Source organism: Bradyrhizobium sp. UFLA05-108 (assembly GCF_059803455.1).
In genome coordinates, this window is record NZ_JBANAZ010000009.1 from 18484 (window position 1) to 44970 (window position 26487).

The 26487-nt window shown below is 63.8% G+C and carries 22 protein-coding genes and 1 pseudogene; 15 read left to right on the forward strand and 8 right to left on the reverse strand.

The genetic code is table 11. The features are described from left to right. Window positions 1-52 precede the first annotated feature (52 nt). On the forward strand, window positions 53-448 hold the full coding sequence (locus tag SO140_RS08765) for a hypothetical protein (RefSeq protein WP_449380643.1): 396 nt from the start codon (window positions 53-55) through the stop codon (window positions 446-448). Here the strand turns inward: SO140_RS08765 and SO140_RS08770 are convergent, their stop codons facing one another. Further along, complete coding sequence (locus SO140_RS08770; RefSeq protein ID WP_449380644.1) at window positions 449-1531, reverse strand: COX15/CtaA family protein; 1083 nt, start codon at window positions 1529-1531, stop codon at window positions 449-451. A 94-nt stretch (window positions 1532-1625) separates the two neighbouring features. Here SO140_RS08770 and SO140_RS08775 point away from each other — a divergent pair, with 94 nt between their 5' ends. Continuing rightward, complete coding sequence (locus SO140_RS08775; RefSeq protein ID WP_283035725.1) at window positions 1626-1835, forward strand: DUF2842 domain-containing protein; 210 nt, start codon at window positions 1626-1628, stop codon at window positions 1833-1835. A 74-nt stretch (window positions 1836-1909) separates the two neighbouring features. Here the strand turns inward: SO140_RS08775 and SO140_RS08780 are convergent, their stop codons facing one another. Further along, on the reverse strand, window positions 1910-2962 hold the full coding sequence (locus SO140_RS08780) for a polysaccharide deacetylase family protein (RefSeq protein ID WP_449380646.1): 1053 nt from the start codon (window positions 2960-2962) through the stop codon (window positions 1910-1912). Window positions 2963-3096: 134 nt separating this feature from the next. On the opposite strand from SO140_RS08780, the pseudogene SO140_RS08785 reads away from it, so the two are divergent. Continuing rightward, window positions 3097-4281: pseudogene (locus tag SO140_RS08785) on the forward strand (GNAT family N-acetyltransferase); the annotation flags it as partial. A 408-nt stretch (window positions 4282-4689) separates the two neighbouring features. Here the strand turns inward: SO140_RS08785 and SO140_RS08790 are convergent. Continuing rightward, window positions 4690-6921 carry a GumC family protein gene (locus tag SO140_RS08790; RefSeq protein WP_498542420.1) on the reverse strand — a complete coding sequence of 744 codons (2232 nt, stop codon included), beginning with the start codon at window positions 6919-6921 and terminating at the stop codon, window positions 4690-4692. A gap of 199 nt (window positions 6922-7120) precedes the next feature. On the opposite strand from SO140_RS08790, the gene SO140_RS08795 reads away from it, so the two are divergent. From SO140_RS08795 to SO140_RS08825, 7 genes are all read left to right on the forward strand, one after another. Next, on the forward strand, window positions 7121-8254 hold the full coding sequence (locus tag SO140_RS08795) for a glycosyltransferase family 4 protein (RefSeq protein ID WP_449380649.1): 1134 nt from the start codon (window positions 7121-7123) through the stop codon (window positions 8252-8254). A gap of 124 nt (window positions 8255-8378) precedes the next feature. Further along, complete coding sequence (locus SO140_RS08800; RefSeq protein ID WP_498542421.1) at window positions 8379-9923, forward strand: undecaprenyl-phosphate glucose phosphotransferase; 1545 nt, start codon at window positions 8379-8381, stop codon at window positions 9921-9923. Window positions 9924-10090: 167 nt separating this feature from the next. After that, window positions 10091-11356, forward strand: coding sequence for an O-antigen ligase family protein (locus SO140_RS08805; RefSeq protein ID WP_449380650.1), 1266 nt, complete (start codon window positions 10091-10093; stop codon window positions 11354-11356). A 305-nt stretch (window positions 11357-11661) separates the two neighbouring features. Next, window positions 11662-13209: a sugar ABC transporter ATP-binding protein gene (locus tag SO140_RS08810; RefSeq protein ID WP_498542422.1), complete on the forward strand. Its 1548-nt coding sequence runs from the start codon at window positions 11662-11664 to the stop codon at window positions 13207-13209. A 27-nt stretch (window positions 13210-13236) separates the two neighbouring features. Further along, complete coding sequence (locus SO140_RS08815; RefSeq protein ID WP_449380652.1) at window positions 13237-14322, forward strand: ABC transporter permease; 1086 nt, start codon at window positions 13237-13239, stop codon at window positions 14320-14322. Window positions 14323-14401: 79 nt separating this feature from the next. Next, window positions 14402-15529: a substrate-binding domain-containing protein gene (locus SO140_RS08820; protein WP_498542537.1), complete on the forward strand. Its 1128-nt coding sequence runs from the start codon at window positions 14402-14404 to the stop codon at window positions 15527-15529. 111 nt (window positions 15530-15640) lie between these two features. Further along, complete coding sequence (locus SO140_RS08825) at window positions 15641-16894, forward strand: LVIVD repeat-containing protein (RefSeq protein WP_449380654.1); 1254 nt, start codon at window positions 15641-15643, stop codon at window positions 16892-16894. Between the two features lie 63 nt (window positions 16895-16957). Here SO140_RS08825 and SO140_RS08830 read toward each other — a convergent pair whose 3' ends face one another. Further along, entirely contained in the window at window positions 16958-17428 is a 471-nt protein-coding gene (locus SO140_RS08830) for a MarR family winged helix-turn-helix transcriptional regulator (protein ID WP_498541613.1), read from the reverse strand. Between the two features lie 147 nt (window positions 17429-17575). Between SO140_RS08830 and SO140_RS08835 the strand changes: the two genes are divergently transcribed. Beyond that, window positions 17576-18772: an FAD-dependent monooxygenase gene (locus tag SO140_RS08835; protein WP_449380655.1), complete on the forward strand. Its 1197-nt coding sequence runs from the start codon at window positions 17576-17578 to the stop codon at window positions 18770-18772. Window positions 18773-18897: 125 nt separating this feature from the next. On the opposite strand, the gene SO140_RS08840 is transcribed toward SO140_RS08835, so the two are convergent. Genes SO140_RS08840 through SO140_RS08850 form a run of 3 tightly spaced genes read right to left on the reverse strand, consistent with a single transcriptional unit; the run spans window position 18898 to window position 21716 of the window. After that, the gene (locus SO140_RS08840) at window positions 18898-20076 is read right to left on the reverse strand and encodes a saccharopine dehydrogenase family protein (protein ID WP_498542423.1); all 1179 of its coding nucleotides are present in this window, start codon (window positions 20074-20076) and stop codon (window positions 18898-18900) included. A 12-nt stretch (window positions 20077-20088) separates the two neighbouring features. Continuing rightward, window positions 20089-20871: a DUF169 domain-containing protein gene (locus SO140_RS08845; protein ID WP_449380657.1), complete on the reverse strand. Its 783-nt coding sequence runs from the start codon at window positions 20869-20871 to the stop codon at window positions 20089-20091. Window positions 20872-20912: 41 nt separating this feature from the next. After that, window positions 20913-21716 (reverse strand): YdcF family protein, encoded by an 804-nt coding sequence (locus SO140_RS08850; RefSeq protein WP_449380710.1) that lies wholly within the window; start codon window positions 21714-21716, stop codon window positions 20913-20915. Window positions 21717-21862: 146 nt separating this feature from the next. On the opposite strand from SO140_RS08850, the gene SO140_RS08855 reads away from it, so the two are divergent. From SO140_RS08855 to SO140_RS08865, 3 genes are all read left to right on the forward strand, one after another. After that, the gene (locus SO140_RS08855) at window positions 21863-22804 is read left to right on the forward strand and encodes an acetamidase/formamidase family protein (RefSeq protein ID WP_449380658.1); all 942 of its coding nucleotides are present in this window, start codon (window positions 21863-21865) and stop codon (window positions 22802-22804) included. A gap of 197 nt (window positions 22805-23001) precedes the next feature. Continuing rightward, on the forward strand, window positions 23002-23199 hold the full coding sequence (locus SO140_RS08860; RefSeq protein WP_007603456.1) for a hypothetical protein: 198 nt from the start codon (window positions 23002-23004) through the stop codon (window positions 23197-23199). 70 nt (window positions 23200-23269) lie between these two features. After that, complete coding sequence (locus SO140_RS08865) at window positions 23270-23761, forward strand: GcrA family cell cycle regulator (RefSeq protein WP_449380659.1); 492 nt, start codon at window positions 23270-23272, stop codon at window positions 23759-23761. Between the two features lie 320 nt (window positions 23762-24081). On the opposite strand, the gene SO140_RS08870 is transcribed toward SO140_RS08865, so the two are convergent. Further along, window positions 24082-25566 (reverse strand): porin, encoded by a 1485-nt coding sequence (locus tag SO140_RS08870; protein ID WP_498541611.1) that lies wholly within the window; start codon window positions 25564-25566, stop codon window positions 24082-24084. 408 nt (window positions 25567-25974) lie between these two features. On the opposite strand from SO140_RS08870, the gene SO140_RS08875 reads away from it, so the two are divergent. Then, complete coding sequence (locus SO140_RS08875; protein ID WP_473121168.1) at window positions 25975-26481, forward strand: MarR family winged helix-turn-helix transcriptional regulator; 507 nt, start codon at window positions 25975-25977, stop codon at window positions 26479-26481. The last annotated feature ends 6 nt before the right edge of the window (window positions 26482-26487 follow it).

The following is a 26487-nucleotide window of genomic DNA, read 5'->3' on the forward strand; positions in this document are numbered from 1 at the left end:
CTCGCGCAATTGGCTGACATACTGGGTCGCCCAGATTGATTCGGAGCCGACCATGCTGCGCTGGATCATGTGCCCTCTGGCCGTGATGCTGATGGTCACCAGCGCGCTCGCGGCCGATCAGGTCGTCGTGCACAAGAAGCGACACGTCGAGCGCTTGCCGCCGGGGCTGCCGCGTCCGCATTACAAATACCGCACCACGATCGCACCGGCGGAGCCGCCGAAGGTCTGGGTCGAGACCGATCCGGACGCGTTGATCTCGCCGGCCTACGGCGTCGGCAGCTACATCCGCAATCTGCCGGGCACCCCGCTCCTGCCGGGCGCGCATACGCTGCCGGGTTATTACGGCCGGCCCTGGGACTATGATTATCAGGGGGCGTATTACGGCGGCCCGCAGGTCGACTATTTCTGGCGCCTGCCCTACGCCTGCGGCGTCTACGGTTATTGCTGATCAGCCAGCCTGGCTCGCGCGGACGACGCGCGAATAGGTCTCCGCGGGCTTTCGCGCCGCGAGCCGCTCGGCCTGCATCACCGCCAGCGTCAGCACGAGGATCGCGACGGCCTGATGTGCGAGCGCAAGGCCGATCGGCACCTGGTTAAGCAGTGTCAGGATGCCGAGCATCGCTTGCAAGCTCACCGCCGCAAACAGCCACACGGCGCCGCCCGCAGCAGAACCTGCGCGCGAGCGCACGGCATCGAACGCGTGTAGTGCCGCCAGCGCGAACAGCGTATAGGCCGTCATGCGGTGCTCGAACTGCACGGTCAGCACGTTGTCGAACAGGTTGCGCCACCACGGCGTCTCGAACCACAGCCGTTCCGCCGACGGGATGAATGCGCCGTCGATCTCGGGCCAGGTATTGTAGGCGCGCCCTGCCCGCAGACCCGCCACCAGCGCGCCGAGATAAAGCTGCACGAAGGTCACGACGACGAGCACCGCGCTCGTGAACTTCAGTCGCGCTGAGGCAACGATCTCCTGCCGCGCGCCGAGCCGCCGCAAGGTCCAGATGATGCCGGCGAAGATCAGCAGCGCCAGAACCAGATGCGTCGCAAGCCGATACTGCGACACTTCGACACGTTCGGAGAGCCCGGAGGCCACCATCCACCAGCCGACCGCGCCTTGCAGCGCGCCGAGGCCGAACAGCAACCACAGCCGCCGCTTCAGTTCGCTCGATAGACCGCCGCGCCACAGGAAGAACAGGAACGGCAACAAATAGGCGACACCGATGAAGCGGCCGAGCAGCCGGTGGCTCCATTCCCACCAGAAGATGGTCTTGAACTCAGACAGGCTCATGCCGGCATTGAGCTCGCGATACTGCGGGATCTTCTTGTAGGCGTCGAAGGCCTCTGTCCACTGAGTCTCGGTGAGCGGCGGCAGCGCGCCCGTTACCGGCTTCCATTCGACGATCGAGAGCCCGGCCTCCGTCAGTCGCGTCGCGCCGCCGACCAGCACCATCAGCGCGATCAGCGCGGCCACGGCAATGAGCCACCAGCGCACGGCGCGATGCGGGTCGGACGAAGCTGATATCGTGGTCATTTCGGCCGGAAAACCAATGCTTGAACCAGGCTGCGCGCCCCTTATAGTCGCCCGCTCCCGCAGCGCAAGTTACGCGAAAGCCGCAATTTCCCCCATGAAAATCCGCACCCGCAAGTTCCTCGGTACAATCGCGCTCCTGGTGCTGGCGGCGACGTGGGCGCTGCTCGGCATGGCGCTCGCGCAGATGCCGTGGATCGCGGAATCCGGCTGGCGGCAGGCGATCTATTACGTCGTGGTCGGCATGGGCTGGGTGCTGCCGGCTATGCCGGTCGTGAGCTGGATGCAGCGGCCCGACCCGGCCTAGCCTACGCAAACGCGCTTGCGCGTTTGTCGGCAGCAAGCTCGGGTGTCCGCTCATCCGGCCGGATCGAACTTAACTCAAGACGACGTACTGCCCGTCGGCTTCACCGGCGGAAACGTCACGCCGGAGACAAGCACGCGCAGCATCCGCAGCGAGCGGCGCCGGCCGTCCCACGAAATCCGCGGCAACGCGCGCAGATTGGTCCGCCCCTCGACGTCCACGATGCCAGGAATCGTCGACACCGCACTGGCAAAGCCCGCCTCCTCCGCCATCACCACGTGGCTGCGCCGAAACGAGATGCGGTCGCCGAACGGATAGGCAAAGTGTCCGATCTCGCGGTGGAACGCAGACTCCGCCACGGCCTTGCCCATCGCCATCTCACGCGCGGCGGCAATATCTTTCATGGTGGCGAGTGCGGCATAGTTCACCGTCGCGCTGCCGATCGTCACCAGCGGGTCGGCCGCAAGTTTAGAAAGATCCGACCAATCCATCGACGTCTCGCGCCGGATGGTGGCGAGATCGACCCGATAGCGCTTGCAGAGATCGTTGATCGCAGCCGACAGCTCCGCAGGCGGCAAGGTTCTGAGCCACTCTTCGAGCAGCGTGAACAGCTCCTGCTTCTCCGCGCGCTCCGTGACGACGAAACGCTGCTCCTTCTCGCCCATCATCAGGCTGATGCGGCTCTCGCGCGCGATCACCTGTTCGAGCGCGAGCCACCAGGCTTCGCCGACACCGTCGGGAAAGGCGGTCGGCACGTAGACCGTGAAGGGCACGCCGTGGTGCGACAGCACCGGATAGGCGAATGTGGCGAGATCCTTGTACGCACACTCGAAGGTCAGCGCCACGAAGCGCCGCCGCTCGGGCAGCGTCACCGCGCGCCGGCAGACCTCGTCCATGCTGACGATGTCGAACTTCCACCGCTTCAACGCGTAAAGCACGCGGTCGAGGAATTTTGGCGTGATCTCATTGGCAAGCAGCGGCTGGAACGGCGCGCGCCCGCGCGGCCTGACGCGCTGAAAGCGCAGGATCGCTCCGGCGCCGCCTGCGCTTCGTCCGCGCAGCCGGTGCTGGCCGGTGAACCAGGCCAGTTCCAGCCGCAGCCGTTCCATCCATCGATCGTCGGATGCCAAAATCCCACCCATTACGAACCGGCGAGCGGCCGGTTCCCCTTTCCATTGTCCTTACCCTTTGTTGACATTTCTTTGCAAACGTCGGCCACAGGCCGAACCACGCTTGTTTTCCATTTTCTCGACAGGTTTTGCGAATGACCATGGCTGCGGCGATGCAAAGCCGGACGGCAGAAGCGCCAGCGCGGTCGGAAACGAGCCGTATCGCTGAGGTCGACATCGTCAGCGATCTCGCCATGGCCGAACCGGTCTGGCGTGCGCTGGAGAAGACCGGCCATTTCGGAACACCCTATCAGCGCTTCGACCTGCTCACCCCCTGGCAGCGTCTCGCCGGCGCGCACGAAGGCGCGACGCCGTTCGTCGTCATTGCGCGCGATGCCGAGCGTCGGCCGCTTGTCGTGCTGCCATTGTGCACGCGGCAAAACCATGGTGTCACCGTCGCCTGCTTCATGGGCGGCAAGCATACGACCTTCAACATGGGCTTGTGGGACGCCGATTTCGTCGGCCAGGCCAACACCGCCGATCTCGACGCGCTGTTCGCGGCCCTGCGCGCGCGCGGCGGCATCGACGTGCTCGCGTTATCGCAGCAGCCGATGCGCTGGCGCGACCAGCAAAACCCGTTCGCGCTTCTGCCGCGCCAAAACTCCATCAACGGCTGCCCACTGCTCGCGATGCCGCCGGGCTGCCCGCCGGCGTCACGCATCAGCAACTCCTTCCGCCGGCGTCTGAAGAGCAAGGAAAAGAAACTTCAGGCGCTCTCCGGCTACCGCTATCACGTCCCCACCACCGACGACGACATCACGCGCCTGCTCGACTGGTTCTTTCGCGTCAAGCCCGCGCGGATGGCGGAGCAGAAGCTGCCGAACGTGTTCGCCGAGCCTGGCGTCGAAGCTTTCATCCGAACGGCCTGCCTGACACCGCGCGGCGAGGCCCGCGTCATCGACATCCATGCGTTGGAATGCGACGAAGAAGTGATCGCGATCTTCGCCGGCGTCGCCGACGGCCGCCGCTTCTCGACGATGTTCAACACCTACACGACGTCGGACCATTCGCGCTTCAGCCCCGGCCTGATCCTGATGCGGAACATCATCGACCGCTACGCGGAAGCCGGCTATGACGCGCTCGATCTCGGCATCGGCTCGGACGACTACAAGCGCCTGTTCTGCAAGGGCGACGAAGAGATTTTTGACAGCTTCGTCCCGCTGACCTCGCGTGGCAGGCTGGCGGCGATGGCAATGTCCTCGCTGAGCCACGGCAAGCGCCTGGTGAAGCAGAACCAGATGCTGTTCGACCTGGCGCGAAAGCTGCGGCGGGCGTTGGGTAAGGCCTACGGCTCCTCGCACCCGCGAGCTGCCTTGGCTCGGGTTGTGGCAGCCTCAAACACCGCAATAAGCCGATCTAGTTGCCATAGCTCGATGTCGTTGACATCAACCAGCTGCTGCGCACGTTCTCGCGCTTCCTGCTCGTTGGCACATTGCAAATTGGCCACGCTTATAACATGGCGGTGCTGATCCAGAAGGTAAGCTCGGTAGTGCGCCATCCCACACCCCCCAGGCCGAGAAATTACTCCACCGATGCGCGAGGTTATCGCAATCAGTCAGTCCCTCGCCAGCAACGCCGACGTTGGGTTTCCTAATGGCGCAAGTGCTAATTGTAGTCTTGTAACAAGGAACGGGCTGCCACATCCGATTTTTGGTAGCGGAGTGCTCCGCACATCGGTGCGCCCTTACCTAGGCCGCCACCACGCGCGGCACCTCCGCTGCATCCGACGGCTGCACCGGCTTCCTCAGCATCGTCACCTCGCTGAAGCCGACCGCCTTGAGCTGCTCGCACATCGAGGTGCGGGCCTCAGTGGGCATGACGGCGTCCGGCACCACGACGGCGCGGGCATTCGTCGTCAGCAGCTCGGCAGGCAGGTCGGAGGCGCTACCGGCGTCGAGCAGCACGTGGTCGTAGACACGGAGCAAGGCATCGATCGCCAGCATCACGCGCGGCGATTGCAGAAGGCTGCGGTCGAAGCCAGGGCGACCTGCCGCCACCAGCTGCAGGCGCGAGAGCTTGTCCTTGGTGATGATCTGCGCGAACGAGGCCTCACCCTGCATCAACTCGGCAAGGCCCGGTGCTGCCGGGTCGGCCGAGATGGCCGAAATCGTCGGCGACGATGCGGCGAGGTCGACGACCACGACCCGCGCATCGCGCACCAGATGGCGCGCCAGCGTCAACGCGGTCAGCGTGATGCCCTCGCCCGCCGCGGTGCCGAGCACAGTCACCTTGCGCGCGGCGGCGCCGGCGCTGCGCAGGCCGTCGGCGAGCTGTTCGATCTCGGCGAACTCGGTGATGCCTGCATCGAAAGCCATCTCCGGCTGGAGCGGCGGCGGCTCGCTCACCACCGGCTGGGACTCGGGCTCGGGCTCGACGATTGGTTCACTGGGGGCAGTCGCGCGCGAGGCGGCTGAGGCAGGCGTGAATGCGGCAATTGCGCGCGGCGCGGTCATGCGCAGGAGCTCGCCGGTGACGACGACGCCGGTGCTAAGCAGCAACGTCGCCAGCGTGGCGATGAGCACGATCGGCAGCTTCTTCGGATAGGCGATCGTGTTCGAGACGATGGCACGCGAAATGATGCGACCTTCGGTCGGCGCGGTATCGATGGTCTCCCGGGCATTGGCCTCGCGATATTTGGCGAGATAGGTCTCGAGCAGGTCGCGTTGCGCCTTGGCCTCGCGCTCCAGCGCGCGAAGCTGGACGTCCTGGCCGTTGGTCGAGGTCGCCTGCTTCTTGAGCTGCTCGAGGCCTACGGTGAGGCTGTCGACGCGGCTGCCGGCGATCCGCGCGTCGTTCTCCAGCGAGCGGGAGATCTTGCCCGCCTCGTCACGGATCTGCGTGTCGAGGTCGCCGATCTGCGCCTTCAACTCCTTGATGCGCGGATGATTGCCGAGCAGCGTCGAGGACTGCTCGGCGAGCTGCGCCCGCAGCGTCACCCGCTGCTCGGACAACCGGCGCATCAGCTCGGAATTCAGCACCTCCGATGCCTCGATCGGCTTGCCGCTCTGGAGCATCTCGCGGATCAGCCGCGCCCTGGCTTCGGCATCGGCCCTCATCGCGCGCGCATTGTTGAGCTGGGTGTTGAGCTCGCCCATCTGCTGGTTCGACAGCGTGGTGTTGTTGGTGCCGACGAACAGCGACGATTTGGAGCGAAAATCCTCGGCCTTGGCCTCGGCTTCCGAAACCTTCCTGCGCAGGTTCTCGATCTCGCCCGACAGCCACGCGCTGGCGGACTTGGCCTGCTCCTGGCGCGCGCTCTGTTGCAGCACCAGATAGCCGTCGGCGATCGAATTGGCGACGCGCGCGGCGAGCTCCGGGTCGGCCGACTGGAATTCGACGACGATCACGCGCGACTTGTCGACCGCATAGGCGGTCAGGCGGTCGTAATAGGCATCCAGCACCCGCTCTTCCGGCGTCATCGAGAACGGATCGCGGCCGATTCCGAACAATGCCGCCAGCGACTTCAGCGGCGAGATACCGCGCAGGACCGGGTCGAATTCGGGCAGCTCCGCGAGCTTGTTCTTCTTGATGATCTCGCGCGCCAGATCGCGCGACAGCACGAGCTGCACCTGGCTGGTGACGGCCTCGGCGTCGAGCGCCTGCCGCTCCTCGGTGCTGCGGTCGCTGGACGGACGCAGGAAGACGTTCTCGCGCCCGTCGATCAGGATGCGGGCTTCCGACTTGTAGCGCGGCGTCACCAGATTGACGCCGGCGAGCGCGAGCACCAGCGCCAGCACCGTCGGCACGATGATGAAGCCGCGCCTGCGCTTGAGCGCAGCGCCGAGCGCGTGCAGATCGATGTCGCCGGATTCGGCTTGCGCCTGCCGCGCGACACCGGCCGCGAGCATCGGCTCGGGCTTGTGCAAGGCCCGTTCGATCACGGCCTTGTCCTTGCCGTCACGCCAAAACGCAAAACGCATCGCACACTCCCGCAGGGCAACGCCGCCGCCCACCTCAACCGAGGCGATTACACTCCATTATGGTTGCCGCTGGGTTAATCGCGCCGCACGCGTGCAGGGCGCGATGCGCGAATACCGTTTGTTAACCATGAGGCCGCTTAATCGGGATCGATAATTCAGTGGATTGCTCCGTCATCGCTCGCGAGCGCTGGTTCAGATCATGCCCCCCTCTCTCGACCAGCCGCTTCGCATCCTGCACGCCGTGCGTGCCCCGGTCGGTGGCATCTTCCGTCATATCCTCGATCTCGCCAACGGCCAGGTCGATCGCGGACATCATGTCGGCATTCTCGCCGACGATCTCACCGGTGGGGAGCGCGCAGCGAACGCGCTGGCCGAGATCGCGCCACGCCTGAAGCTCGGCGTCTATCGACTCGCGATCCGCCGCGACCCATCGCCCGAAGACTTTCTCGTCTGGCTGCGCATGAGGCGCCTGATCGCCAAGCTCAAGCCGGATGTGATGCATGGCCATGGCGCCAAGGCCGGCGCCTTCGTGCGGCTCAGGCGGCGCTCGAACGACACCATCCGCATCTACACCCCGCACGGCGGCTCGCTGCACTATCCTCTGCACACCTTCAAGGGCGAGTTTTACGCGCGACTTGAACGGACCCTGACGAACAGCACCGACCTGTTCCTGTTCGAAAGCGCCTTTGCCCGCGACACCTATCAGCGCATCGTCGGCAAGCCCAAAGGCGTCGTGCGCTGCGTCTTCAACGGCGTAACGCCTGAAGAATTCGAGCCCGTCGTCATTGCCGATGATGCGACCGACCTCGCCTATGTCGGCGAGTTTCGGCACATCAAGGGCGCTGATCTCCTCGTTGACGCCGTGGCGCGTCTGCACGGTCAGGGTCGGAACGTCACGCTGACACTCGGCGGCGACGGCGAGGAGATGGCGGCGCTGAAGGCGCAGGTCGAAAGGCTCGGCCTGACCAATTCGATCCGCTTCATCGGCCACGTCAAGGCGCGCTACGGCTTCTCCAAGGGGAGGCTGCTGGTCGTTCCTTCGCGCGGCGATTCCATGCCCTATGTCGTGATCGAAGCCGGTGCGGCCGGCATCCCCATGATCGCCGCGAAGGTCGGCGGCATTCCCGAGATCTTTGACGCCGGGAGTTCCGCCCTCTTCGCTCCGAGCAATGCCGAGGCCATGGCGGAGGCCATTGGGGCTGCGCTGGACGATCCGCAAGCGACGAGCCAGCGCGCGGCGAGGTTGCGCGAGCGGATCTCGACGCACTTCTCCCAGCAGGCGATGGTGGACGGCGTGCTTGCCGGCTATCGCGACGCATTTACCGATCATTAACCGCTCTTAAGGCGGTTTTAGAATTTCTTCCGATTTGTCCGATAAGCGAGAGCGAGGGGGACTCCCGCGCTTCGCGCGCCTAAATGCGCGCCCGGCGGGGTGTCAGGAATGGACGTGGACGACTGTGGAACCACTCAACGCACGCTCGATGCTCGACGCCGCCACCAGCGCGGCCGCACCCGCTGACAGGCCCTTTGTCGAACGCCGTCGCCGGCTTACGCCGGCAGCACTTGCTGTCGTCAACCAGAAGGTCGCCCGCGCCTATTCGCCGATCGTGATCGCCGGCTTCGTGCGCATCGCGGATTTTGTCCTGCTCAGCCTCGTCGGCACGGTACTCTACTTCGGCTATGTCGCGCCGCAGACCGGCTTCCGCTGGGAATATCTCGCCGCGATCTGCGCCGCCGCACTGGCAGCCGTGATCTGCTTCCAGGCCGCCGATATGTATCAGGTGCAGCTCTTCCGCGGTCAGCTCCGCCAGATGACGCGCATGATTTCGTCCTGGTCGTTCGTGTTCCTGCTGTTCACAGGCATGTCGTTCTTCGCCAGGGTCGGCAGTGAAGTCTCGCGGCTGTGGCTCGCCGCCTTCTTCTTCCTTGGCCTCGCCGCGCTCGTCGCCGAGCGCCTGGCGCTGCGAACGCTGGTGCGTACCTGGGCGCGCGAGGGCCGGCTCGACCGCCGCACCATCATCGTCGGCTCCGACAGCAACGGCGAAGAGCTTGTCGAGGCGCTGAAGGCGCAGGAGGACTCCGATATCCACGTGCTTGGCGTGTTCGACGATCGCAACGACAGTCGCGCGCTCGACACCTGCGCCGGCGCGGCGAAGCTCGGCAAGGTCGACGACATCGTCGAGTTCGCTCGCCGCACCCGCGTCGATCTCGTGCTGTTCGCGCTGCCGATCTCGGCGGAGACGCGCATCCTCGAGATGCTGAAGAAGCTCTGGGTGCTGCCGGTCGACATCCGCCTCTCCGCGCACACCAACAAGCTGCGTTTCCGTCCCCGCTCCTATTCCTATCTCGGCGAGGTGCCGACCCTCGACGTGTTCGAGGCGCCGATCACCGACTGGGACCTGGTGATGAAATGGCTGTTCGACCGCATCGTCGGCGGCCTCGCGTTGCTCGCGGCCCTTCCCGTGATGGCGCTGGTGGCGCTGGCGGTGAAGCTCGACAGCCCCGGCCCCGTGCTATTCCGCCAAAAACGCTTCGGCTTCAACAACGAGCGCATCGACGTCTACAAATTCCGTTCGATGTATCACCATCAGGCTGACCCGACAGCCTCGAAGGTCGTCACGAAGAACGATCCGCGCGTCACCCGCGTCGGCCGCTTCATCCGCAAGACCAGCCTCGACGAATTGCCGCAACTCTTCAACGTGATCTTCTCCGGCAATCTCTCCCTCGTCGGCCCGCGCCCGCACGCCGTCCAGGGCAAGCTCCAGAGCCGCCTGTTCGACGAGGCCGTCGACGGCTATTTCGCCCGTCACCGCGTCAAGCCGGGCATCACCGGCTGGGCCCAGATCAACGGCTGGCGCGGCGAGATCGACAACGAAGAGAAGATCCAGAAGCGCGTCGAGTTCGACCTCTACTACATCGAGAACTGGTCGGTACTGTTCGACCTCTACATCCTCCTGAAGACGCCGATCTCGCTGCTGACCAAGAACGAGAACGCGTATTGATGGTGGATCGCCCAAGCCAAGCTGTCATCGCCCGGCTTGACCGGACGATCCAGTAATCACCGGCAGCGGACGTCACCACTGACGGCGCGGAGTACTGGATGCCCCGCCTTCGCGGGGCATGACTGCGGAAGTTGTGTCGAGAAACTGCGTAACTGCGTGAGCGTATGATGGCGTATGCGGCGACAGCCGGGGGAATGAACGTAGCGCGACCTGCTGCGCCCGGCGTGCTGGCCTTGCAGCGCGCGATGGTGTGGCTGGCCGGCGCCTCCGGCGCGGTCGTCTTCATCGAGCCCAGCCCCTACGAGATCGTGACGCTGCTTGCGACCGTCACCTTCTTCGCCACCGGCCTGCGGCTTCGCCTCGTCTTCATGCCGCTCGTGCTGCTGCTGATCCTGCTCAATGTCGGCTACACCGTGAGCGCCATTCCGCTGCTCGGCCAGTCCGAGGTGGCAAGCTGGATCGCGACCTCCTGGTACATGGCGGTGACGGTGGTGTTCTTCGCCATGGTCACATCGGAGGATACGGCGGCGCGGCTCGACATGCTGCGGCGCGGCCTCGTGGTCGGCGCGATGGTCGCCTCCACCTCGGCAATCGCTGGCTACTTCAATCTCGTTCCCGGCGGCCACGACCTCCTGACGCTCTACGAGCGCGCGCGCGGCACATTCAAGGACCCGAACGTACTCGGCGCGTTCCTGATCCTGCCGGCGCTGTTTTCGTTGCAAAGCGTGGTCTCGGACAGGCTGGCCAAGGCGTTCCGCAACGCGATCGCCTTCGCCATCATGGCGCTCGCGATCCTGCTCGCCTTCTCCCGTGCCGCCTGGGGCGGCCTGATCCTGACCTCCGGCTTCATGCTGGCGCTCATGGTGCTGACCAGCCCGAGCAATGCGCAGCGCTCGCGCATCATCGTCATGGCGCTGGTTGCGGCCGCGCTGGGGCTGGCGCTGGTCGCCATCCTGCTCTCATTCGACTCCATCGCCGAGATGTTCAAGCAGCGCGCGAGCTTCGACCAGAGCTATGACGAAGGCCGCTTCGGCCGCTTCGGTCGCCACATCCTCGGCGCGGAGATGGCGCTCGACCTGCCGTTCGGCATCGGTCCCCTGCAATTCCACCGCTACTTCCCGGAAGATACCCACAACTCCTATCTCAACGCCTTCATGTCGGGAGGCTGGCTCTCCGGCATCTGCTATCCCGCGTTGGTCTTCACCACCGTGATCACAGGCTTTCGCCACGTCTTCGTACGCGTGCCCTGGCAGCGCGCTTATCTAGCGATCTTCTCTGCCTTCGTCGGCACCGTCGGCGAAAGCTTTATCATCGACACCGACCACTGGCGGCATTTCTGGATGATGCTGGGGGCGATGTGGGGCACGATCGCGGCCGCGCAGGCCTATAAGGCGATGCACTCGGACGTTGGCAAGGCTTCGCTGGAGTCCTAGCAAGCGTTTCGCAAAACGCGGCACACGGCCAGCGGGACGCCGCGCCTTGTCTTTTCCTCGTCCTGCTGCGCTGCGTCCAACCATCTCGAATATGTCCAATCCGTGATGCTCAGGCGCAGACATCTCGATTGACAAGCGGAGACCCGACAATTCTAATCGATTGACCTTTCGCGAGAGCCGTTTGCTCGGACGAAATGGGGCTCGAATGCAGGTCGCGACGCAAAGAAGCGCGGTTGCACAATGATGAAAAAGACGAACCAAGTCGTTCGCGAGGAAATCGTCTGCGAAATGGGAGGGGCGCCGCAGTGACAGGCGATGGCCCTCGGCGCAGTGATGACGAGCCGCCCGAGGGCACTCAGTCCAAGGTGCTTCGGATCGATCGTCTGTGCAAGCGCTTCGGCGGTACCCAGGCCCTCAACGAGGTGAGCATGGCCGTGGGCCGCGGCGAGGTCGTCGCTCTTCTTGGCGAGAACGGCGCGGGCAAGTCGACCCTGATCAAAATCCTGGCGGGCGTGTACTCCGCCGACAGCGGAACCATCTCCTATGCAGGCCAGGATATGACGTCCTCGGTCAGGCGCCTGCCCCTATCGTTCATCCATCAGGATCTCGGACTGATCGACTGGATGACGGTTGCCGAAAACATCTGCCTGACCCTCGGCTATCCCCGCCGTTTCGGCGTCATCGACTGGACCAAGGCGCGCAAGCGGGCCGAGCTTGCCCTTGCAAGACTCGGCGCCGACATCGATCCGGACCTCCGTATCCAAAGCCTGACACGAACGGAGAAATCGCTGGTCGCGATCGCCCGTGCGCTCGCGACTGACGCGGAAATCCTGGTGCTTGATGAGCCGACCGCAAGTCTTCCTGCGGACGAGGTATTGCGCCTGTTCACGGCACTCCGCCGCCTGCGCGATCACGGTGTAGGCATGATCTACGTCTCGCATCGGCTCGACGAGGTGTTCGAAGTCGCCGACCGGATGGTCGTATTGCGCGACGGCCGGATGGCCGGCGAGCGCATGATCACGCAGACATCGCCGGATGAAACCATCCTGCTCATTGTCGGACGCGAGCCATCTCAGGTCTTCCGACGGCCCGCCGAGCGCGAAGGCGCAGCTCGCCTCGGGCTCGACCATGCATCGATGACGTCCGTCGGGCCGATCGACTGCCGCATCCACGCCGGCGAAATCGTTGGTCTCGTCGGCTTGCGTGGCGCAGGCCAGGAGGCCCTCGGCCGCGCGCTGTTCGGCATGGAAGCGGTTACCAGCGGACGAATCCTGATCGACGGCGTGCCCGTCGAGATCACTTCTCCGCGGAGTGCGATGGATCTGGGAATCAGCCTCGTCTGCGCGGACCGCGTCGGAGAATCCATCGTCCCGGGCCTGTCGGTGCGGGAGAACTTCTTCCTCAATCCCCTCGCAGCAGGACACGCGGCTTCAACCTGGCTTGCGCCGGCGAAGGAGCGCGCAACGGCCAGGCGGCTCGGCGTGACTGTTGATCTTCGGCCCAATGATCCGAACCTGGCGATCGAGCTATTGTCCGGCGGAAACCAGCAGAAGGTTGCGATCGGGCGCTGGCTCAATCTGAAATCCAAGGTCTATGTCTTCGAGGACCCGACGGCCGGCGTGGACGTCGGCTCGAAAGCAGAGATTTACAAGCTGTTCGATGTGGCGCTTTCCGAAGGCGCCGCCATTCTGATCGTGTCGACCGACTTCGAGGAGATCGCGAAGGTCTGCCATCGCGCGCTGGTGTTCAGCCGCGGCCACGTCGTTCGCGAGCTTCATTCCGACGATCTGTCCATCAGCAATCTGTTGTCCGCCGCTTCCGCCAGCGTCGCGGGCAGCTCCGTCGCAGCGTAAGGGGCGGCACACTGACCGAGGCCTAAGATGCAATCCATCAAGTCGAATGCCCTGGAGCCTACGCGACCCGAACTCGCAGCGCTGACCAACGGGCAGGCGATCTTGCGATTGCTCCCGGTGTACGGCTTGCCGTTGCTGACGTTGCTCCTGATCATCTTCTTCTCGATCGCTCTGCCGGATACTTTTCCGACCTGGCTCAACGCACGCTCGATCCTTGCGGACAAATCCATCGTCGCGCTGCTGGCGCTCGCTGCGACCCTGCCGATGATGGCCGGCCGCATCGATCTCACGGTCGGCTTCGGCATCGTGATGTGGCACATCCTGGCGATCAGCTTCCAAGTGAAATACGGCATCTCGTGGCCGATCGCGATCCTGCTGGTCGTGGCTTGCGCGGGCTTCGTCGGTCTCGTCAATGGCGTGCTGGTCGAAGTCGCCCAGGTCGATGCCTTCGTCGCGACGCTGGGCACCGGCACGATCCTCTATGCGCTTGCGCTCTGGCACACCGAAGGCCGCCAGATCATCGGCAATCTGCCGCCCGATTTCGTGGCGATTAATTGGGCGTCGGTATTCGGCATACCGATCCCCGCCTTCTACGTGATCGGGCTTGCAATTGTCTTGTGGATCGTCAGCGAGCGCCTGCCGATCGGCCGTTTCATCTACGCGATTGGTGCCAACGAGAAGGCAGCAGCGCTCAACGGCATTCCGGTACGGGCCTATGTGATCGGCGTGTTCGTGGCTTCCGGCGTCATCACCGGGCTCGCAGGTTGCGTGCTCGGGGCAAAGCTGCGCATCGGCCAGGCGAATGTGGGGCTCGATTTCCTTCTCCCTGCCCTCGTCGGCGCCTTCCTGGGATCGACGACAATCAAGCCCGGCCGCGTCAATGTTTGGGGGAGTGTGTTCGGCATCCTCATTCTCGCCGTCGGCATTTCCGGCATCCAGTTATTCGGCGGCGCTTTCTTCATCGAGCCCCTTTTCAACGGCACGACGCTGGTCGTCGCGATCGCGCTTGCAGCGTTCGCGCAGCGCCGTCGCGCGGTCGCCAAGCCGCCGCCACGCGATCCAAAGGCAATGCCGACCCAATCAAAATCCGCAGAGACGGCCAGGGCCACCTGACGCCGCTGCGTACGCCGCCGGCAAAGCCGGCCTGGCGGCCGCTTCTGGCTGCCAGTTCAATCCGGGGAGAGAAGCAATGATAGCGAGCAAAGTCGTACTGAAAGGGCTTTTGACGTCGGCGAGCGTGCTACTGCTCGGCACGGCCTGGGCGCGCGCCGATGACGACGCGGCCTATATCGAAAAGGCAAAGACCTTTCTTCAAGACGTGGCAGCACCCGTGACCAAATGGGACGGGCCGACCATGGGTCCGAAAGCACAGGGCAAGAAGCTGATCGTCATCGTCTCGACCGATCAGCGCAATGGCGGTGCGCAAGGCGCGGGCGACGGCGCGGCGGAGGCTGCAAAAGCGTTGGGATGGGACGTGCGCCAGCTCGACGGTCAGGGCACCGTGCCCGGACACGCAACCGCGCTGACGCAGGCGATCGCGATGAGGCCCAACGGCATCCTCAACGTCGGCATCGATAGCAAGGAGCAGCAACCTCTGCTCGAGCAGGCTGCTGCCGCCGGTATCAAGATCATCGGCTGGCATGCCGGCCCGACGCCGGGACCGGTCGAGGGTATTCCCGCCGTCTTCACCAACGTGACGACTGATCCGACCGAGGTCGCGAAATCCGCAGGGCTCCAGGCTGTCGTGAAGTCAGATGGCCACGCCGGCGTCATCCTGTTCACGGACTCGATCTATGCCATCGCAACCGCCAAGACCAACGCGGAGCGGGCTGCCGTGGAAGGCTGCAAGGGCTGCAAGGTGCTTGAAGTCGTCGATACGCCGATTGCCGATCTCTCCAACCGGATGGGCCAGCTCACAACGTCGCTGCTTTCCAAATACGGCAAGCAGTGGACCTACTCGATCGCAGTCAACGACCTCTATTACGACTTCTCGGCGCCAGCACTGCGAGCGGCGGGCGTGGATCCTGCCGAAGGATTCCCGCAGCAGATATCAGCGGGAGACGGTTCAGTTCCTGCGTTCAAGCGCATCCGGGAAAAACAATATCAGAACGCAACCGTGGCCGAGCCATTGAATCTTCAGGGCTGGATCATGGTCGATGAGATCAACCGCGCCTTCGCCGGCGAGAAGCCGAGCGGATTCGTTCCCCACGTCCATCTCTTCACCGCCGACAATGTCGAGAAGGACGGCGGCAAGGACAACAAGTTCGATCCCGGCAACGGCTATCGCGACGAATACAAGAAGATCTGGGGCGTGAAGTAGCAGCACCGGAAGCGAGCAACCACAGAGGCGGTCGCACTCGTCGCTGCGGCCGCCTCCCTCCCGAACCCTCGGACGACTTTCCTCCCCTATTGGAATTTGCAGAGGCAGCCGATGAGCAACGATCTTCCCAAACCCGACTACGCCACCGCCAACCTGAAGCTTGTCGGCTACAGCGACCAGGGCGGACGCTGCGACGGCGTGCAGATCATGGTCCACAAGGGCTTTGCCTATGTCGGCCACATCTTCTCCAAGGGCTTTTCCGTCATCGACGTGCGCGATCCCAAGAGCCCAAAGACCGTCAAATACGTCGCCGCTCCGCACAACACCTGGACGCTGCATCTCCAGGCCGCCGAGGACAAGCTCCTCGTGATCCACAACAAGGACATGTTCGCGCAAGCCGAGCTTGCCGACGAAAAGAACTACTACAAGGGCTCCGTCGACCATCACGCCGACGAGAAGCAGGACGAGCGCGACTGGTCGGCCGGCATGGCCGTCTACGATCTCTCCGCGCCTGGCGATCCCAAGCAGATCGGTTTCATGCCGGTCGACGGCACCGGCCTGCATCGCATCTATTGGACCGGCGGCCGGTGGGCCTATGCCTCCGCGCTGCTGGATGGCTTCACCGATTACATCATGATCGTGATCGATCTGGCCGATCCGACGAAACCGCAACTTGTCGGAAAATACTGGTTGCCGGGGATGAACAAGGCTGCCGGCGAGGTGCCGAACTGGCCGACCAAGAACGGCCGTTTCGGCCTGCACCATCCGATCGTCCGTGATGATGTCGCCTATTGCAGCTGGCGCGACGCCTGCCTCGCCGTCGTGGACGTCAAGGACAAGTCCAATCCGAAACTCATCACCCACAAGGTATGGGCCCCACCGTTCGGCGGCGGAACGCACAATGCGCTTCCCCTGCCCAACCGTAACCTGCTCGTCGTCGTCGACGAGACGGTGCTCGACAATCAGGAAGACGGCTTCAAGCCGATCTGGATCTTCGACAACCAGGTGAAGTCCAATCCGATCAGCATCTCGACATTCCCGGCGCCGTCGAACAAGGACTATCTGAAGGTCGGCGGCCATTTCGGCCCGCACAACGTGCACGAAAACCGGCCCGACGCATTCTACAGCGAGGAGGTCATCTTCGCGACCTATCAGAATGCGGGCCTGCGCGTGTACGACATCAAGGATCAGTTTCGCCCGAAGGAGATCGGCGCGTTCGTTCCGCCGCCGCCTGCGAAGTGGATGGACCCACGGCCTAACCGTCCCGTCGTGCTGCACTCGGCCGACGTCTTCGTCGACAAGAACGCGCTCTGTTACGTCACCGATTTCAGTGCCGGCCTCTATGTCGTGGAATACAAGGGCTAGCCGTGTGAACCCGATGGGGAGAGGTGAACCGAAATCCTCGGTTCATGCCGCGATGCTGATTGATCAGCGAGGCGCCTTCGGCGTCTTGAGACTGGCGCGCTTCTCCGGCGGCGTGGCGAGCACGCCGTTCAGCGCCTCCGTCGCCTCGAGCACGCCCTTGTAGGCGTCGGTCGCAAAGCGCAGCAACAGCTTCAGCTCCTCGTCGGAATAGCGGCTCCAGACCTTGTGCATCGCCTGCTGCATTGGCACGTAGAGCTTACCGATCTCGGCCGTGGCCTCCGGCACGATGGTGATGAACACCTTGCGACGGTCGTCCTCGTCGCGCTCGCGGCGCACATAGCCCGCCTTCTCCAGCCGGTCGACGACGCCGGTGATGGCCCCCGTCGTCAGCCCTGTGACCTCGGCAAGCCGCCCCGCGGTCGCGCGTCCCTCCAGTTGCAGAAAGTCCATGCATTCGAGGTCGGAGCCGGAAATTCCAGCAACGTTCGCAACGGCCTGGCCGTACAGCACGCCCTGCGCCGAGGAGCGGCGCATCGCCTCCTCGAGTTCCTGCACCAAACCCGCGCGCGCTTTCCCTCTTGACAAGGCCAGCCTCATATCTTAGCAGATATATATCTTAGCCACTAAGATAATCAGTGGCCGTGATTTTTACTAGCACCGCAGCAGTCCCAGGAGCAAGCCATGTCGTCACGCCCCCGCAAGGCCCTCATCATCGGCGCCGGCATCGCCGGGCCCGTCGCCGGAATCCTGCTCCGCCGCGCCGGCATCGAGGCGCAGATCTTCGAGGCCTGGCCCTATTCCAAGGGGATCGGCGGCGGCTTGCAGCTCGCGCCGAACGGCATGCAGGTGATGGACGAGATCGGGCTCGCGCGCGAAGTGACCAGCCGCGGCTCGATCGCTGAAGCCTTCGACTTCTATTCGCAAAGCGGCCAGAAGCTCGGCTCGATCAACCGCGACATGGAGCGGCGCTTCGGCCAGCCCGCGGTGAATATCTGTCGCGCCACGCTGAACGAGATCCTGATCGACAAGGCCTGGTGCTCCTGCGTCTCGCTCTATTTCGAGAAGCGCCTGATCAAGATCGAGGACCGCGGCGACCAGCCGATCATCGCCTATTTCGCCGACGGCACCACCGCGGAAGGCGACTTCCTGATCGGCGCCGACGGCGTGCATTCGGTGGCGCGCCGCCAGGTCGTGCCGGACGGGCCAAAACCCTTCAACACCGGCCTGATCGGCTTTGGCGGCTTCGTGCCGCGCGCCGTGCTCGCGGGCCATCCGATCGGCCAATGCGTCGAGACCACGTTCGGCCAGAGCGGCTTCTTCGGCTACGGCTTTTGTAGCCCGGATCCAAATGACGGCGTGATGTGGTGGAGCACGCAGCCCGCCCACGGCATGGATGCGGCGATGTTCCGAGCGCAGGATCAGGCGACGCTCAAGCAGCACTTACGCGACTTCCACCGCGGCTGGCACGATCCGATCCCCGCGATCATCGAGGCAGCTGAAAACATCGTGGTCACCGATACGCTTGACGTCGCGACGCTTCCGACCTGGTCGCGCAAGCGCTCGCTGCTGATCGGCGACGCGGCGCACGCGACGAGCCCGCATGCCGGCCAGGGCGCCTCGCTCGCGCTGGAAGACGCGCTTCGCCTCGGCCGCCTGATGGCGGAGGGCCAGGAGTTCAGCGCTACCTTCCAGAATTTCGAAGCCGAGCGTCGCCCTCGCGCGGAAAAGATCGTTGCGATCGCCCGCCGCAACGGCAACAGCAAGCGCGAATTCTCAGCCACCGGCGCCTTCATCCGCGATCAGATGCTGAAATGGCTCTTGCCGCTGAGCTCGAAGGGGATGGATTTCATGTATGCATACGATGCGCGGGCGGCGTAGCGAGCGCTGCCGATGCGCACGCCGTCGTAGGGTGAGCAAAGGCGCAAAGCGCCGTGCCCACCACTTGAACTCGCCGCGCCGGAAGTGGTGGGCACGCTTCGCTTTGCCCACCCTACAATATGCGGCTACTTCTCCACCCTGAACGTCAGACCCGCGTGCTCTTCAAGCCGCTTGATCAGCTTGTGCTGCATCGCTGCGCCCGGCGTCCAGAAACCAGCCGGCACATCCGGCGTGTCACGCAGCATGCAGACCGCGCATTCGGAGATCATCTTCGAGGTCGAGCCGTAACCGGGATCGCGGTCGCCGGTGACGCCGGCGCGGACCTGGCGGCCGTCGGGCGCGATCGCAACATAAAGCAGATTGAAGAGACCGTTCTCCCGCTCCTCCTTCGACGGCCCCTCGCCCGGCTTCGGCGCATTCGGGCCGGTCTTCTCGGCATTGGCAGCCATCACACGCTTCGCATTGGCCTCGCCTTTCTCGCCGGGACCGGTCAGCACCATCTCGTCGTAGACGAACTCGCGGCCGTAGGGGAAGCCCATCAGCATGTTGGAGCGATGGACATTACGCGTGTTGATCAGCGCCATCATGAACGGCGCGGTCCAGGATTGCAGGTCCTCCTCATAGGCCGCCCTGTTGCCCTTCGGCTGCTTCGGTCCGGTGAAGCCGGGCGTCAGCGCGAAGTGATCGTTGAGAATGGCGACAAGGCTGAGGTCCTTGGCGACCGCATCGAAGGTCGCCTTCGCACTTGCCGCGGTGCCGCCCGATAGCGTGCCACGCATATCGCGCACACGCCCCTTCACGCGCGCAGCCGGCGCACCGAGCACACGCTTGGCCTCTTCCTGCACGAAGAACGTACCGAGCTCGAACGGGACGGAATCATAGCCGCACGAGAACACGATGCGCGCGCCGCTCGTCTTGGCTGCCGCCTCATACTTGTCGATCATCTGCCGCATCCAGACCGGCTCGCCGCAGAGATCGAAATAGTCCGTGCCCGCCGCCACGCAAGCGGCGAGCAGCTCTTCACCGTAGAACTGATACGGACCAACGGTCGTGATCACCGACTTCGCCTGCGCGACCATCGCCTTCAGCGACGCCGGATCAGCCGCATCCGCTACGATCAGCGGCGTGTCACTGGGCGCGCCGATTGCCTCGCGCACGGATTTCAGCTTGTCGAGGCTGCGGCCGGCCATCGCCCATTTCAGCGCCTTGTCGTCCTTGTATTGCGCGGCCAGATATTCGGCGACGAGCTGGCCGGTGAACCCGGTCGCGCCATAGACGACGATGTCGAATTTCGCAGAGCTCATGATCGGCGGCCTTTACTTCTTTCCGTAACTCACGCCCATGCCGGCACGGACGTCGCTTTGAATTCCATAGGGCGGGATCGGATAGCGCAGGCCGTTTTTCGCCAGCGCCTTCATGCCCGTGATCGCCTTGGCAAGATGTGCTGGGCTCATCGCCATCAGCATCTCGTCGTCCGGCACGCCGCCATAGCGCCGTTCGGCATAGCATGGCAAGGACAGGCTGGGCTCGCCGGTTTTTAGCGCCCGCCCCCAGGAGTCCGCGCAGGCAGTCTCGCCGACCACGCCCCATTCGAACTTCCTGTAGCCGGTATATTGCAGCCCGTTGATCAGGATGATCATCTGCCCCGGCGTCGCATAGACTAGACAAATGTCGGGCGGATCGAGCCGGCCGCTCGCCAGCGGGCTCACCGCGAGCGCCCGGTATTGTCCGAACGGTACCACGTCGAGCGCCTCCTGGCGCTTGCGCGCGTCCTCGGCCGTGCCATGCCACACGCCAACGTAATTCTCGCCCGCAAGCCATTGCTCGTCCTGTGGCGAGAGGCCAATCACGGCGCGACACTGCGCGCCAACGAGATCATCCGCGGTGATGCCGACGGTCCAGCCGAGACGTGAAGCCATGCTCACGATCTGGTCGGTGGTGTGAACCGCATTCGGCCGGCGGATCTTCGGGATCGCCTCCATGTCCTCGGCGCGTGCAAACAGCTTCATGCCGATCACCGTCGTCTTCAGTCGGAGCAGCGTGTTGAGGTCGGCCACGATGCCGGCGAGATCGATCGGTTCGGCGTTCGCTGGCTGCATGGCGTCCTCCCGGCGGCGCGATGATTTTCGTATCCCCGTTTCTAGTCCCTGGCTGGCCCCGGAAGCAACTCGCCGGTTCGGCCCATCAGGCGGTAGGCCACGAGCCCGATCCACTCGCGCACCGCGATATCGGTTTGTAGAAGCCCGTCGCGGCCCATATCGTTGAAGGTGAGGAGATCCTCGCGCCCACCCATTCGCCAATCTACGGGATAGGCCTCGACGTCGAAACCGGCCTTGCGGAAGATCCCGACCGAGCGCGGCATGTGGAATGCCGAGGTCACCAGCAGCCAGCGCTCGCCGAGTTTCGGCGAGACCAATTGCTTTGTGAACGTCGCGTTCTCGTAGGTATTGCGCGAGTTGCGCTCCACGATCAGGCGTTCCTTAGGGATGCCTACACTCTCTAGGATCGGCGCCGAGTAGTCGGCCTCCCTCGCCTCGTTCGAGATCAGGTTGGCACTGCCTCCGGTGAAGACGATGCGCGCATTCGGATAGCGTCGTGCGAGCGCAGCGGGCGCCAACATGCGATCGGCGGCACGGGCGACGACTGGCGTTTGATGCGCCGCCGACAAGTCGGTGTCGACGGAGCCGCCGAGCACGATGATGCCGTCGGGCGCGCCGCGCGAGGCATCCCACGGCGGAAAGCGCGACTCCAGGGGATAGAGCAGGAGTTTGCCGAGCGGCGAGAATGCGGTGAGCGCCAGCAGGACCAGCACGGCCACCGCAAGCCTGCGGCCTGTTCGCGCGAAGCGCGTCGCCATCAGGACGAGCGAGAGGATGCCGAGTTCGACCAGGAAGTTGATCGGTAAGAGCGCGACGCCGAGCGTCTTGGACAGGACGAAAAACAGGGGAGCCTCGCTTTGGGATCATCGAGCCTATCGATGGGCGGACCTTGACGGGCCGATCCTTCTTCAGAAATGTTCTTGAAAGAGGACCGATTGCCGGGTCAAGCCCGGTCATGACGAGTCCCAACGAAAACAACCGGACACGCCCTATGACCCACCATCACCTGCAGTCCAGCCCCGAAACCTGCCATTGGGGCTTCTTCGAGGCGAAGCTGAAGCCGGTCCTCACGATCGAGAGCGGCGACGAGGTGACGGTCGACACCATCAGCGGCGGGCCGGACGTGCTGCCCGACCGTAACCAGTTTCATATTCCACCGGAGCTGTTCGAGGTTCATGCGAAGAGCGAGCGCATGCTGCCCGGCCACATTCTCACCGGCCCGATCGCGGTGAATGGTGCCGAGCCCGGCGACGTGCTCGAGGTCCATATTCTCGACGTCACGCCGCGGCAGGATTGGGGCTACAATCTGATCAGGCCGCTCTCGGGCACCCTGCCCGACGATTTCCACGAGACGCGCATTCTCAACATCCCGCTTGATCTGACGCGGATGGTCGGCCGCATGCCCTGGGGCCTCGACCTGCCGCTCAAACCGTTCTTCGGCGTGATGGGCGTCGCGCCGCCGCCCGCCTGGGGCCGCATCTCCTCCCTGGTTCCGCGCGCGATAGGCGGCAATCTCGACAACAAGGAGCTTGGTGCGGGCGCCACGCTCTATCTGCCGGTGTTCGTGCCGGGCGCACTGTTCTCCTGCGGCGACGGCCATGGCGTGCAGGGCGACGGCGAGGTCTGCGTCACTGCGATCGAGACCGCGCTGCAAGGCCGCTTCCGCCTCACGCTGCGCAAGGACATGAAGCTCGCCTACCCACGCGCAGAGACGGTCTCGCACTACATGACCATGGCGATGGACCCGGACCTCGACCAATGCGTGGTGCGCGCGCTGCGCGACATGATCGCGCTCCTGGGCGAGAAACGAAACCTGTCGCGCGAGGACGCCTATACGCTGTGCAGCCTTGCCGCGGATCTGCGGGTGACGCAGACCGTCAACGGCTCAAAAGGCATCCATTGCATGATCGAGAAATCGCTCGTGCACGGCTAGCTCGCCCCGCCGCCCCTCCCCCACAATCCAACACCCGCCGCCGGTGAAAATCGCGCGGCGCGCCGGCACGCGGAATTTCTCCAGCGATTCCAATGGTCTCGGACACCGGTTCGATCCGGATTTGACTCCTCCCCGTTTCTAAATAGAGTCTTAAACGTTACTTTTCTGTACCCGCGTAAGAGGCTAGCGTTTGTGTCATGGCCACCGAAAAAGCCGAGACTGACCGCATTCCCGTAACCTTGGCGCTCTCGACCATCACGTATCTCGAAAAACTGGTGAGACAGGGCACCCACGGCACCAGCGTTCCCGGCGTCGCACGGACCTTGATCGAAGAAGGCATCCGTCTCGCCATCAAAGACGGACTCTTGTCGATTCGCGACAATGGCAGGACGTGAGGCTCAAGGAGCGCGCAACGCGGACGGTTTTGGACGGGGTGGTCGATTTGCAACCTGGGACCGTCACAACATGCCTGCTGTTTCACCGACCTCGCCAACGTCCGCTGCAACCTGGACCGTTGAGCGCATCGAACTTCTGAAAAGCCATTTTCACGCCGGCCTATCCTGCCGCGAGATCGCCGCTGATATCGGCGTCAGCCGCAACGCCGTTATCGGCAAGCTCAGCCGCCTCAACCTGACGCGCGGTCCGAGGCGGGAGGAGCGGAGCGCGGAGAAGAGTACCGCGCGGGCCCTGCGGACCCTCCGCAGGCTGCAATATGAAATGCTCGCCACGATCCATGACGAGGCCGAAACGCCGCTAGCGCTCGCGCCGATCGATGAGACCAACCGCTGCTCGCTGCTCGAATTGACCCAGAACCGCTGCCGCTGGCCGATCTCGACACCCGGCGCGGATGACTTCTGCTTCTGCGGCAACGCCTCGCCCGACGGCCAGTCATATTGCACGGGCCACGCGCGCCTCGCCTACCGGCCAAACTCGCGCGGGCGCCTCGTGCGTAGCTGACTGCTGCTCGCAGCCACCACAAAGTAAAAACCTCCGGCAGGGCACTGCCGGAGGTTTTGGAGGCCTAGCATGAAGCCAGGAGCCGTCAGTTCAACTTGTCGGCTGGAGGAATATAGCTGAGTAAATCAGCTAAGTAAATAAATTTGAGAGCGAACGAATTGCATGGCACGCCTTCGTTTCACGTAAGGCCTGCTCTGCCAGAGCCGGCCGGCGATAAAGCAGCCAACAAAATCTGCGAAGAAAAACGGCCAAGAAAAACGGCCAAGAAAAAACCCCGGCGGTTGCCCGCCGGGGTTCTCTGATCGGTCGAGAGATCGATCTTAGAAGTTGCGCTGGGCGCGCAGGAGCATGCTGACCGAGTTCTGGTCCTTCAGCTCATACACGGCTGCCGGCTTGGCAGCGGAAGTGATGCCCGGGCTGTTGATCGCGCCGGTATACTTCTGGTCCAGATGCGTCCAGTTCACGTCCGCGGTGAACGCCAGGTTCTTGACCGGGGTCCACACGGTGTTGACACCGATGACCGCGAAGTTGAAGTCCGGATTACAGGTCGAACCGGCCACGGCGATCGCAGCGAAGTTGGTGCAGATCAGGGCCTTGCCCGTAGTGCCGTACTTCAGCTGAGCATAGCCACCGTAGATGGCGCTCGCCCAGTTCGGGCTCCAGTTGTGGGTGTAGCCACCGCGGAAGCCCCAGGTCTTGACGGTATCGATGCCGGTGCCGGTGCCGAAGACGCCGTCAGCAATGCCAGCGAAACCAGTGCTCTGGTAGGCGCCGGCCAGGCCGGTGCCGCTGAAGATGAAGAAGCTCTGCGGGAACAGGCTCTGGAAGTTGTAGCGGCTCGCACCATCCGTGTAGACGGCCTGCAGGTTGATGTTGTCGCCAGGTCCCGTCGGGATGTTCTTGATCGACAACGAACCCTGAACCGCCCAGCCCCACTTGTCAGCCGGGTGACCGGAGACTTCCGTGGTGCCGTAGTAAGCGGAATGGATGTCATGCGCGGCAACCGAGATCTGGGCCAGACCCCAGGCCTGGTCGACGCGAACAGCACCGACGATGTCGGGAGAACGCGTGCCACCCCAATCGTTGGCACCGTAGACGCCCGTCACGAACTGAGCGGCCGTACCCGAGGACACGTTCCAGAGGTTCGACTGGCCGTTTGTCGCCGTCGTCATATCCTGCAAGGCCACCGAACCGGTGATGCCCTGGCCGAAGTCAGCCGTATAGGCAACCTGGTTGATGCCGTTGACGTTGTTCGAACCGCCCGGAATGGTGTCGGGACCGCCGGCCGGATAGCTCTGCCACGGAGCGTCGAAGATCGAGACCGTGCGGCCGAAGGTGAAGCCGGCGAACTGGATGAACGCATGGTAAAGGCCAAGCTGGGCGCTACCGTCCGAGGCCCCTTGCGCCGACGGGTTGCTGCCGGTCAAGGTGTTGCTCGTCCAGGTGAACACCATGTCCGCGTAGGTGCGCACAACGCCGTACTCGGTCGCCGTGCGGGTGTCGACGGTGAAGTCCATACGAGCGCGGCTGTACCAGTAGTTGGTCAGACGGTTGTTCGAACCCTGGTTCGCGCCCTGCTGGAAGGAATAGTCGCCCGCGCCAACCGTCGCGTCGGCACGCAGGTAGCCGCCGAACTTGATGCAGGTGTCAGTGCCCGGCATGTAGTAGAATCCGGCACCGTACAGGGAGCAGATCTTCACGTATTCGACCGCCTTGGCCTTCACGGGGAGATCGGCTGCCTGTGCTCCGCCCACGGCGATCAGACCCGCCGCTGAGCCGAGCAAAAGGCTCTTCACCAATTTCATATTCAACCTCCAAGTTGCTCATTCATGGCGAGGCGGGCCATCAGCCCCCAGATCCCCGCCTTTTGAAAACCGCTCGGCCGCTTTTCGCCTTCGGAGGCGCGCGCCTTCGCGCGGGCAACCTGTGCGAACCACCTGCAACGGGACGGCCGAAGAATCCCCTTGAACCGTCGGGCGCGAATATGCATGCGTCACTTTGCTAATCAAAATAGTTTATTAGATCAGCTATATGATTGCGGCCGCGCTGTGACCCGGGCGCAACACCGACCGGCCGCAGCCAAGGCTGACCAGGTCATCTGTGTAATATGCGTGACATAATTACCTTGCTCTGGCACGTTGCCTCAGAGCAAACTTGCATCGACAATGGGTGCCGATAGCGTCGGTGACAAGGATCAAACGAGGAGGGAAGCCGTGTCCGCGACGAGGAAGGACGGAGCGCGTCATCGCTCCGTCGGACATCTGGACATCATCAAGTGCTTCACCTGGGAGATCTCCTCGATCAACAACTATCTCGAGGAGCTTCGACAGTTCTGGGCCCGCACGCTCGGCATCTCCGGGCCACAATGGATGATCCTGATGGCGATCTCCGACCTCGACAAGGACGACGGCGTTCCCGTCAACGTCGTGTCCAAGCTACTCCACGTCGATCCGTCCTTCATCACCACCCAGTCGAAGCTTTTGGAGAAGAAGGGCCTGCTGCGCCGCAAGCCCTCGCCGACCGACGCGCGAGTGGTCCGGCTGTCGCTCACCGACAAGACGCAGAAGCATCTCGCAAGCCTCACCGAGCAGTACAAGGCGATTCGGGAATATGTGTTCGAGGAGTTCGACCAGGACGAGTTGACCGCGTTCACCGAGAAGCTCGCCACCGTCAAGAACCGCCTCGAGAAGGCCTGCGTAAGGGTCGCGCTGGATTTCTGAGATTCT